This window comes from Alterirhizorhabdus solaris, from assembly GCF_007785815.1.
GTDB lineage: Bacteria > Pseudomonadota > Alphaproteobacteria > Sphingomonadales > Sphingomonadaceae > Alterirhizorhabdus > Alterirhizorhabdus solaris.
Genome location: NZ_VNIM01000132.1, coordinates 1 through 9,707 on the forward strand (window position 1 = coordinate 1; position 9,707 = coordinate 9,707).

Annotated in this window: 6 protein-coding genes and 1 tRNA gene; 1 reads left to right on the forward strand and 6 read right to left on the reverse strand. The window is 69.9% G+C overall.

The genetic code is table 11. The features are described 5' to 3' along the window. Nucleotides 1–104: 104 nt before the first annotated feature. The 6 genes from FOY91_RS19470 to FOY91_RS19495 form a co-directional block, all read right to left on the reverse strand. Nucleotides 105–431 (reverse strand): FAD:protein FMN transferase, encoded by a 327-nt coding sequence (locus tag FOY91_RS19470; protein ID WP_238995802.1) that lies wholly within the window; start codon nt 429–431, stop codon nt 105–107. 101 nt (nt 432–532) lie between these two features. Further along, nucleotides 533–1,525, reverse strand: coding sequence for a DUF4198 domain-containing protein (locus FOY91_RS22105; protein WP_145155452.1), 993 nt, complete (start codon nt 1,523–1,525; stop codon nt 533–535). Between the two features lie 12 nt (nt 1,526–1,537). Beyond that, nucleotides 1,538–2,062 carry a DUF2271 domain-containing protein gene (locus FOY91_RS19480; RefSeq protein WP_145155454.1) on the reverse strand — a complete coding sequence of 175 codons (525 nt, stop codon included), beginning with the start codon at nt 2,060–2,062 and terminating at the stop codon, nt 1,538–1,540. 9 nt (nt 2,063–2,071) lie between these two features. After that, nucleotides 2,072–2,713, reverse strand: coding sequence for a PepSY-associated TM helix domain-containing protein (locus tag FOY91_RS19485; protein WP_145155456.1), 642 nt, complete (start codon nt 2,711–2,713; stop codon nt 2,072–2,074). A 73-nt stretch (nt 2,714–2,786) separates the two neighbouring features. Beyond that, the gene (locus tag FOY91_RS19490) at nt 2,787–7,490 is read right to left on the reverse strand and encodes an NAD-glutamate dehydrogenase (protein ID WP_238995803.1); all 4,704 of its coding nucleotides are present in this window, start codon (nt 7,488–7,490) and stop codon (nt 2,787–2,789) included. A gap of 274 nt (nt 7,491–7,764) precedes the next feature. Next, complete coding sequence (locus FOY91_RS19495; protein ID WP_145155458.1) at nt 7,765–8,661, reverse strand: PAS domain-containing protein; 897 nt, start codon at nt 8,659–8,661, stop codon at nt 7,765–7,767. Nucleotides 8,662–8,809: 148 nt separating this feature from the next. On the opposite strand from FOY91_RS19495, the gene FOY91_RS19500 reads away from it, so the two are divergent. Further along, nucleotides 8,810–8,885, forward strand: a tRNA-Thr gene (locus FOY91_RS19500). The last annotated feature ends 822 nt before the right edge of the window (nt 8,886–9,707 follow it).

Below are 9,707 nucleotides of genomic sequence, written 5' to 3' on the forward strand. Positions count from 1 at the left end.
CCCCCGACTCCCCCCCCGCGGCGGGGGGGGCCGCCGCCGGCGACCAAGCGCCCAGCTTCTCCGCCGGAGAGGAGAGTGGGGGGCGCGGCCTGGCCGCCCGCCGCTTACACGCCCCCCCCCGGCGGGCGCGGCCTCGCGCCGCCGCCGGCTCGTCCCATGTTGGCGAGGGGGGGCGCGGGGGGCGCGGGGACGAGGGGGAGGCCCGCCTGCACGACATGGAACAGCGCCGGCGGCAGCGGAAGCCAGCGCCCGGCGGGGGCGGCGTTGAACCGGCCGACCGCCGATGTCGCCTCCCAGTTGCTCATCTCGGCGATGATCGTGGCGAGTTCGGCGACGATCGCGGCCTCCAGCGGCGCGGGATCGAAGCCGGGCGGGCCGGCGAAGCGGATCGACCAAGTCGTCCCCATCGTCGCCCCGCCGAGACCATGCACGATCGCGCCGCGATCGTTCCCGTTCAGGTCGGGAGTGATCGCGGCGGCGGAGAGCGTGGTCGGGATCGCGACGCGCGCATCGCGCGCGTCGGTGGGTCCGCTCAGGGGTTCAACACTTCGAGCGTGGTGGTGTAGCCCAGCCGTCGTTCGGTGGCCTGCGGCACCGACACCTTCTTGTCGGTGGTGGTCGCGTTCAACCAGTAGAAGCCGGGGGTCGGCCAGTTGATCGTCACCTCGCCCTTCGCGTCGGTCACGAGATCGATCTCGTTCACCTGATTGCGATAGCGGATGCCGCCCGGCACCACCGCCACCTTCATGCCGGCAACGGGCTTGCCATCGACGAGGAAGGCGAAGCGCGCCGGCTCACCCACGACGAGATCGTTGGGGTGGGTGACGGGGGCGAACTCGAGCCCCTTGCCGGTGGGCTTCAGCACCGTGGTGGTCGGCTCCCCGGCGGTGACGAAGGTTTCGTTGCGGCTCATGCTCTCGGTGATCTGCACGTCCGTGGCACCCGGCGGGATCGCGGCGGCCAGCTGCGCCGCCGTCAGCCCGCGCGGCAGCCGCTTCTGCTCGCCGTTCAGCTTGTAGCTGCCCATGATGCCGCCGCCACCGGGGCCGCCGCCGCCCATCGGGCCGGCGTTCGCGCCGGGACCGCCCGGGCCGCCGGGCGCACCCAGACCATCGGGCCCGGCGTTCGCACCCGGACCACCCGGACCACCCGGACCACCCGGACCACCCGGACCACCCGGACCACCCGGACCACCCGGACCACCCGGACCACCGGCGTTGGCGATCCTGTACGTGCCCTTCTGGAGCAGATGCACGTCGAAGGTGCTGCGGAACTTGCCGGTGCTGCCGTTCTCGATCTTCACCTCGGCGCCGTCCGGCGCCGTCACCTTGATGCCGCCGAGGCGGACGGGCTGGTGATCGAAGTAGAACAGGTCGTTGGAGATGGCGGCGTCCACCGTCACCCAGCCATCCTCACCCGAGACGGTGGTGGACGAGGGCAGCAGCCATGCGCGGTGCGCGGAGGCGGCGGCGGGGATCAGGCCGATGGCGGCCACGGCGAGGGCAAGGCGGGAGAGGGGCTTCATCTAGGCGCTCCTTCAGGGCTTGATCGTGGCGGTGACGGTGCCGAGTTCGCCGGTGCCGGCGGCCTTCACCACCTGCGGCGACTTGACCGGCCAGCTGAACGGCAGGCGCACGACCTCGCGGCCGCCCACCTCGCGCGCGGCCTCCACCACCAGTTCGTACTTGCCCGGCGCGAGGCCGGCGAGCGGCCCCCTGGCCGTGGAGAAGGAGATCGCCTGCGCACCGGGCGCGCGGGTGGGGCCGGTGATGCCGTCGAGCGGGAACTTCAGCGTGCGCCCGCTCTTGCGCCACCACTGGCGCAGGTCGTGCAGCCACTTGGTGCCCTTGTCCTCGCGATTGTCGGCGTCGTACCAGAGCGCCAGGTTGCGCACCGCCGCCTGCCCCGGCTGCTCAAGCCAGATCGCGACATAGGGCTTGTGATATTCGGCCACCTTCAGCTGCGGGATGGTGACGGTGAGGTCGATCCCGGCGGCGGCGGCCGGCCCGGCGAGGCCGGCGATCACCGGGGCGGTGAGGACGAGGCTGTGACTGCGCTTCATGATGGCCTTTCAGCGGATGAAATGGAAAGCGAGGACGACGGGGATCAGCAGGCCGACGCCCACGATGGGCCAGGTGGATGGCCGCCGGACCGAGTGGAGATGGAGCAGGAACAGCCCGGTGATCGCGAACACGAGGCAGGCGCCGGCGAAGATGTCGATGAACCATTTCCACACCGGCCCGGCATCGCGGCCCTTGTGCAGATCGTTCAGCCAGCTGATCCAGCCGCGATCGGTATTCCCGGAATCGATCGCGCCGGTCTCGCGGTTCAGCGACACCCAGCCGTCGCCGCCCGGGCGGGGCAGGGGCAGATAGATTTCGTCCGCCGACCATTCCGCCACGCCGCCCGCCGGCACGCCCAGCGCCTTGCCGACGAACGCGGCGACGGGGGCGGGCAGCGGTTTTTTCGTGTCGGGCCCGTCGTCCGGGCGGATGGCGGGCAGCAGCCCGGCCGGCAGCGCGGCCTTGGCCGTCGTCACCGTCGGCGTCGCGTCGATCTCACCGGCGTGGTTGAGCGTGATGCCCGTGATGGTGAACAGCAACAGCCCGATCAGGCTCAGCGCCGAGCTCATCCAGTGCCACTGGTGAAGCTGCCGGAGCCAGAAGTTGCGACGCTGACGATCGGGTTTCGCATTGGAACGCGTCTTGGACATGCGGCGCCGTACTTCCCCCCGGAGACAGGCGCCGCATAACGCGGATGATAATCACTCGCAAGTCGGAATGTCGTTATCGCGTGAGCAGCATCCGTGCCTGCCCGGCGATCTGCGCGAGCATCGGCGCCGTGGTGGCGGGCGCCACCCGTGCGCGATCGACCAGCGCGCGGAACCGCGCCACGCCGGGGGCATGCGCCGTCAGCCACGCCTCCACCGCGCCGAGCGGGTCCTTGCCACCGGCCTGACCGACGAAGTCGAGCCGCAACTGCTCGAAATCGCGCGCCAGCCCGGCGGTCAGCAGTCGCTCCCATGGATCGGCGGAGTCGAACCGGACGGCGGCGACCTTCGCCCAGTCAAGCCCCAGCGCCTCGCCCAGCCGGACATAGGCGTGGGTGGCGGTTATCTCGTCCACCCCCAGCCGCCGCGCGAGTGCTGCCGTGCCGACCGCGCCGTCCAGCTCGTCGAGCCGCACGATGCGGTCCACCAGCGCCGAGTCCGCGCCGGTGTCGGCCAGGCGGGTGCGCAGCGCCTCGGCATGGGCGGCCGCCTCCTGCCGCAGCAGCCCCTCGGCCGCCGCATCCAGCCGGCGCACGCCGTCGCCCAGTTCGGCCGCGATCTGGCCGGCGTTCATCTCCGGCCCGGCGACACGCAGAAGGTCGGCGACATGCAGCCGCACGCTGTCGGCGGCCGTCTGCATCAGCGTCAGCCGCGCCTCCTCGGCGATCGTCGCATCCTCGATCCGCGTCCAGATCTCTTCCAGCCCGAAGATCGCATCGGCCGCGAAATAGGTGCCGGCCACATGCGCCAGCGACACGCCCTCCTCCTCGGCCAGCTCGAACGGGATCACCACGCCCAGCCGGTTGACGACGCGGTTGGCCATCTTGGTCGCGATGATCTCGCCGCGCAGCCGGTGGCGGTCGATCGCCTCGCCGAACCGCTCGCGCATCGCCTTCGGGAAAGCGGCGTGGAGCAGGGGGGTGAGGGTGGGGTCGTCGGCCAGATCGGTCTGCTCGATCGCGGCCTGCAACGAAAGCTTGCCGTATGACAGCAGGATCGCCAGTTCCGGGCGGGTGAGGCCGCGCCCGTCCTGCGCGCGACGGAGCAGCTCGTCGCTCGTCTCCAGCCCTTCCACCACGCGGTCGATCCGCCCGGCGGTCTCCATCATCTCCAGCACGCGCACCTGCGCCGGCAGCGCGCCGGTGCCGCCATGCTCGGCCAGCGACAGGGCCAGCGTCTGCAGGCGGTTGTCCTCCAGCACGAGCGCCGCGACATCGTCGGTCATCTCGACCAGCAGCGCGTTGCGATCGTCGAAGCCGAGCCGGCCCTCGATCATCTCGCGGTTGAGCGGGATCTTGATGTTGACCTCGTTGTCCGAGCAGTCGACGCCGGCCGAATTGTCGATGAAGTCGGTGTTGATCCGCCCGCCCGTTTCGGCGAACGCGATGCGCCCGGCCTGCGTGACGCCGAGATTCGCACCCTCGCCGATCACCTTGACGCGCAAATCCTCGCCGTCGACGCGGTTGGCATCGTTGGCCGGATCGCCCACCTCCGAATTGCTCTCGTCGCGCGCCTTTACATAGGTGCCGATGCCGCCGAACCACAGCAGGTCGACCGGCGCCTTCAGGATCGCGGCGATCAGCGTGGCCGGGTCGTGGCTGCCGGCCGCGATGCCGAGCAGCTTTGCCATCGGTTCGGACAGCGGGATCTGCTTCTGCGTCCGCGGGAAGACGCCGCCGCCTTCCGAGATCAGCGTCGCGTCATAATCCGCCCACGACGAGCGGGGCAGGTCGAACAGTCGCGCGCGCTCCGCCCAGCTTGCCGCCGGATCGGGCGCGGGGTCGAAGAAGATGTGGCGGTGATCGAACACGGCGACGAGCCGCAGCGTCTTGGACAGCAGCATGCCGTTGCCGAACACGTCGCCCGACATGTCGCCGCAGCCCACGACCGTGACCGGATCGGCCTGCACGTCCACTCCCCGTTCGAGGAAGTGGCGCTGCACCGAGATCCACGCACCCTTGGCGGTGATGCCCATCGCCTTGTGATCGTAGCCCTGCGACCCGCCGCTGGCGAAGGCATCGCCCAGCCAGAAGCCGCGTTCCAGCGCGATGGCATTGGCCACATCGGAGAAAGCGGCGGTGCCCTTGTCCGCCGCCACGACGAAATAGGGGTCCTCGCCGTCGCGGATCACCAGCGTGTCGGGATGGACCACCTTGTCCTCGACGATGTTGTCGGTGACGGACAGCAGCGCGCGGATGAAGATACGGTAGCTTTCGGTGCCCTCGGCCAGCCACGCATCGCGGTTGGTGGGGATCGGCAGCTGCTTGGGGTAGAAGCCGCCCTTCGCGCCGGTCGGCACGATCACGGCGTTCTTCACCACCTGCGCCTTCATCAGCCCGAGGATCTCGGTGCGGAAGTCGTCGCGCCGGTCCGACCAGCGCAGGCCGCCGCGCGCGATCGGCCCGCCGCGCAGGTGGATGCCTTCCACGCGCGGCGAATAGATCCAGATCTCGCGCCACGGCAGCGGGGCGGGCAGGCCGGGGATCGCCTTGCTGTCCAGCTTGAAGGCCAGCGCCTCGTCGGCCGCGGGGGTGAAGGCGTTGGTGCGCAGCGTCGCCGCCACCACGCTGCGGATGCGGCGCAGTATGCGGTCGTCGTCGATCCCCGCTACCTTGGCGAGCGCGGCGTCGATCGCGTCCTCCGCCGCCAGCACCAGCGCCTCGCCGTTGTGCGACGGATCGTGCAGGGCGCCGAACAGGTCGATGATGCGGCGTGCCACCAGTGGCGCGCGGCGCAGCGCGGCCGCCACCGTGTCGAGGCCGTAGGCGAGCCCGGTCTGGCGCAGGTAGCGGAACCACGCGCGGAACAGCACCACCGATCGCGGATCGAGGCCCACCGCGATCACCAGCTGGTTGAACGCGTCGTTCTCGGCGCGCCCTTCCAGCACGGCGGCGATCGCTTCCTCGGCGATGCCGGCACGCGCCATCAGCGACTCCACGTCGATCGTCTCGTCCACCTCCAGCAGCAGATCGTGGATGTAGCCGATCGTGCCGCCGTCGAGCGGGCTGGGGTTCTCCTCCAGCACGCGGAAGCCGAAATTCTCCAGCACCGGCACCGCATCGGACAGCGGGATGAAATCGCCCAGCCGATAGGTCTTGAGGCGAAGCTGGCGCGGGCCGTCCGCGTCGCTCCGGTACAGCCGCGCGCCGCGCTGCGCCGGGCCGGCGAGGCCGCGCAGGCGCATCATGTCCATCCCCGCTTCGTCGGGCGTGTAGCGGTTACGGTAGGCGAGCGGGAACGCCTGCCCGTAGGCCAGCACCAGCCGCGCCGCAGCGCCCGCGCCCACCCGCGCGGCGAGCAGTTCCTCCACCGCGGGCGCCCAGCCGCGCACCATCGCCTCGATACGCTCGTCGAGCGGGGCGGCGTCGGGGATCTTCGCGCCCGCCGGCAGATCGAGGATGTAGCGGATCAGCGCGAGGCCGCCCTCTCCCATCTCGATCGCCACGCTGGAAACCATGCCGCCCGCCGCCTGCCCGATCATCTCGCCGATCGCCACGCGGCGGCCGGTGGTCAGTTCGTCGCGCGGCAGCCATACGAAGGCGAACAGGTGGCGGTTGAGCGCCCCCGCCACCAGCACAAGCTTGGGCCGCGGACGATCGGCCAGCGACATCGCGGTCAGCGCCAGCCCCTCCAGCGCATCGGACCTGAGCCCGATCAGCACATCGTGCGGCAGGGCAGACAGCGCATGGCGCAGCGCCTTGCCGGCGTGGCCCTGCGGGTCGAACTCGAACTTCTCCTCGATCGCGCGCAGGCGCGCGCGCAGCACGGGCACCCGCTCCGACGGTGCGGCCAGCGACGCGCTGGTCCACAGCCCGGCATGGACCGACACGCCCAGCGGCTTGCCCTCGCGCCGCCACGGCACCACGATCAGGTCGGTCGGCGCGTTGCGGTGGACGGTGGCAAGGCAATCGGCCTTGAGCAGCAGCGGCGCCTCGCCCCCGGCGGCGAAGTGGGCGATCGCGGCATCGCGCGCCGCCTCGTCCCAGATGGGCGTGCGGCTGCCGGCCAGCAGGCCGAGCGCCCCGCGCCGGCGGCCCTCGGGCGTCTCGACCCGGTGACCGAGCAGGGTGAGGTGGCGATCGACGAACCAGCGCAGCAGCGCCGCGCCCTCGCCATCCGCCAGCGTCTCGGCATCCTCGCGCAATGCGGCCTGCAACGCGGGCCAGTCGCTCACGACGGCGCGCACGTCGGCCAGCACCGCGCGCAGGTCGTCGTCCAGCGCGCGGCGCGCCTTTGCGTCGGCGCGCTCGATCTCCATGTAGATCATCGACTCGCGGCGCTCGCCGCTCGCATCGGGCGGCAGGATGTTGGTCAGCGCGCCCTCGCCGTCGCGCCGCACCGGCACGATCGGGTGGAGCAGGCGATGGATGTCCAGACCGTGCGCGGCGATGGCGCCGGCGATCGAGTCGACGAGGAACGGCATGTCGTCGTTGACCACCGCCAGCCGCATCCGCCGGCGCGGATCGTCGGCGGAGATCGATTCGATGCGCAGCGCGGGCTGGCCGGCGGGGCGGTGCGCGGCCACATCGGCCACGAAGGCGGCCGCCTCGCGACGGCTGGCATCGTTGAGGCCGTCTGTTTCCCCCGGCAGCGCGCGGGCGACCAGCGCCTCGGCGATGGCGGCCGTCAGCGGACCGGCGTCGCCCGGCGTCGTCTCATGCGCGTCGTTCCGTTTGCCGGCGGCGGGGCCACCGGCAGGCATCTTCTTCGTCGACGTCATTCGTTCCGCTCCGCATACAGGGTGCGGTCTCCGTCGGCCGCGCCTCGAATGGCCGGCTTATGCGCCCGCCCCGTGACACGGGCAAGGCACGTCTCCCGAGCGACGGCGGGCGGACGTGGCGGGCAACGGGGCGATCACGGCACGAACTGCCATGTCGCCCCGGCGATGGGGAAACGCATCGCGCCGATGCCCATGGGAGCCGCGCGCGTTCACCGGGCCGCTCGTCTGCCGAAGCACTCACGCGGCGGGGGAGGCGGCGCTGCCGCCGGCCGGATCAGTTGCCGAGATGGCGCAGCGCGCGATCCAGCAGCGCCGGATCATCGACGGGCGCCAGGATGCCGAGCCGCCCGTCCGCGTCCCGCCGGGCGACCAGCAGGACCAGGCCGTCATGGTCGCCCTGCACCGGATCGCCGGGCATATCGACCGTCACGCGCGCCGGGGCGAGGCGCAGACGTGCTCGCGCGCCGTTGCCGTCGTGGCCGATCGGGTTGCCTTCGTCGTCGAACCGCTGCGGATGATCGCCCCCGGCCTGTGGCGCGGCATTCGGCCCGTCCGCCCACACCGGGCTGGCGACGGGCATGGCCAGCGGCGGCATGGCCAGCGCCTGCGTCACCTCGGCCGAAAGTGCACGGGCGAGCGACTCCTCCGGCGCCTCCTTCCAGTTGATAACGCCGTAGATCGCGTCGATCGCCTGCTCGTCGGCAGAGAACGGCATCAGGATGCCGCGATACATCATGTTGCGGCCGCGCTGGTTGACGAACTCCGCCTCGAACCCGATCGGCGCGTGGTTGGCGATGATCTCGTCGATATGATCGGTGAGCCGCGACAGAAGCGACCCGCTCGGTACGTCGGAGACGTGGCGGATCGGCTGGTCGTGCCCGCCTTCCTCGCGCAGCGCGGCACCGACGAACGGGATCGCCGGATCGCCCGCGCCTTCCGCGAAATCGAGCACGACGCCGTGCGGGCCGAAATCGGGCACGGTCGCCGGATCGAGATCGGCGATCGCGGGGTAGGAGCGGCCGTGCAGCAGCGAAACCCAGTAATTATAGGCCCGCACGTGCATCCGCCGCTCGTCCGTGCCGATCGATGGCGGCGCGTCCATCGTCGGCTCCTCGGCGGCGGGATAATCGCGATCCGTCTCGTCGCTGTCGATCGAACGCACAGTATCCATGATCTTGCCCCAGCCCTGCCCCCGGATTGCGGGCGCTGTATCCGACTCATGCGCCGGTCATGGTTTCCTTCCGGTAAACGTGATCGTGCGCCGACCGCCAAAGCCCGCTTGTGCAACCGCCGCCCCGCTGATAGAGCGCCGCATCGCTGCCGCTTTAGCTCAGTTGGTAGAGCATCGCATTCGTAATGCGGGGGTCACAGGTTCGAGTCCTGTAAGCGGCACCAGTCCTTTAGAAGGGTAGCGGTTTAAACCAAGGCGAACGGGCGTTCGCGTGGTGCGCACGTGGGTCCTACGTGGGGCGAACTTGGCGATAGATAACAGATCATGATGAGCGGCGCGCCGTCGCAGGTCCCACTTTAGGCTGGCCGCTTGAGGCAACCCAAAGAGATCAGAGCCGCGCGTAGCGCCGACTCGAACTGTTGAAACGAGAGGGAGGATCGCAATAGAGCAATCCGTTGCTCTTGCGCGATGACGGTCAAAAGCTCGCTGCCGGCGCGTTTAGAACGACGACGATGTGTCTGGTTCGCGACTGACGCCAATGCTGCCTTGGGATCCGCAAGCTTCTCGGCCGCAGCAGCGTCAACGGGGAGTTGCAAATCCTCAATGCGTCCTGAGAAGCCAAGGGCAGCACATACCGCTTGAGGATCGGCTAACGCCCATGCCTCCGTCTCGTGCCGCGGCGATAGAAGTACAAGGCGATCACGTTTCAATCCGCATATCGTTTGTGCTTCATCAACGTATGCCTCCCGCCGCGAGGCGATATCTGCTTCTACGGCCCTGCCACCTGTGTCCGCATGTATAAACATGAGATGGTATGACTCCTTATGACTGCAAATTTCCCTTGCCACCAACTGGACGGTTCTACCATTTGCGCCCATAATAAAAGCAGGTGACAACGGAATTGTAACTTGCCTAAGAGTGCGTTTGAAAAGGCCGTCTCCTCACGTCCATCGACGTAGCAGAGTGGCGGAGGCGGCGATGGTGATGAGGGTTTCGGCGACGGCGGTGAGCTGCTCATAGTCGCGGACCAGGCGGCGGTTCTTGAA

Bases quoted from the DNA above. Each gene is read 5' to 3' on its own strand.
- FOY91_RS22105 (WP_145155452.1), bottom strand. From the start codon at position 1,525: ATGAAGCCCCTCTCCCGCCTTGCCCTCGCCGTGGCCGCCATCGGCCTG.
- FOY91_RS19480 (WP_145155454.1), bottom strand. From the start codon at position 2,062: ATGAAGCGCAGTCACAGCCTCGTCCTCACCGCCCCGGTGATCGCCGGC.
- FOY91_RS19485 (WP_145155456.1), bottom strand. From the start codon at position 2,713: ATGTCCAAGACGCGTTCCAATGCGAAACCCGATCGTCAGCGTCGCAAC.
- FOY91_RS19490 (WP_238995803.1), bottom strand. From the start codon at position 7,490: ATGACGTCGACGAAGAAGATGCCTGCCGGTGGCCCCGCCGCCGGCAAA.
- FOY91_RS19495 (WP_145155458.1), bottom strand. From the start codon at position 8,661: ATGGATACTGTGCGTTCGATCGACAGCGACGAGACGGATCGCGATTAT.